This is a genomic window from Arthrobacter alkaliphilus, assembly GCF_021483235.1.
GTDB lineage: Bacteria > Actinomycetota > Actinomycetes > Actinomycetales > Micrococcaceae > Arthrobacter > Arthrobacter alkaliphilus.
Genome location: NZ_JAKEEC010000079.1, coordinates 1 through 326, shown reverse-complemented (window position 1 = coordinate 326; position 326 = coordinate 1). Strand labels below are relative to the sequence as shown.

The 326-nt window shown below is 71.5% G+C and carries 1 protein-coding gene; it reads right to left on the bottom strand.

Annotated features, from left to right (window positions below; translation table 11 throughout):
* The coding region (locus L0B83_RS20115; RefSeq protein ID WP_234760245.1) for a putative Ig domain-containing protein at positions 1–326 on the bottom strand (326 nt) is incomplete at both ends.

The window sequence follows — 326 nt, the reverse complement described above, 5'->3', positions numbered from 1 at the left end:
GCCGGGACCTGGACGGTCCGGGTGCTCGCGGTCAGGACGGCGCAGGCGGTGCCGGCGCATCCGGCCGGCATCGTGGTGGGGATATTCAAGGTCCGGGTCGCTGTGGCCTGGGTGCCGGCGGCGTCCGTGGCGGTGAGTGTGATCGTGGTGGTCCCGGTGTTGGCGGGGATTCCGGCCAGTGCCCCGTCCGGGGTGATGGTCAGTCCGGAGGGCAGCCCGGTCGCTGTCCAGGTTAGGGGCTGGACACCGCCGGTTGCGGTGACCTGCTCCAGGTACCGGGCGCCGGCCACACCGTCATGCAGCACTCCATCGCTGATCACCAGAGG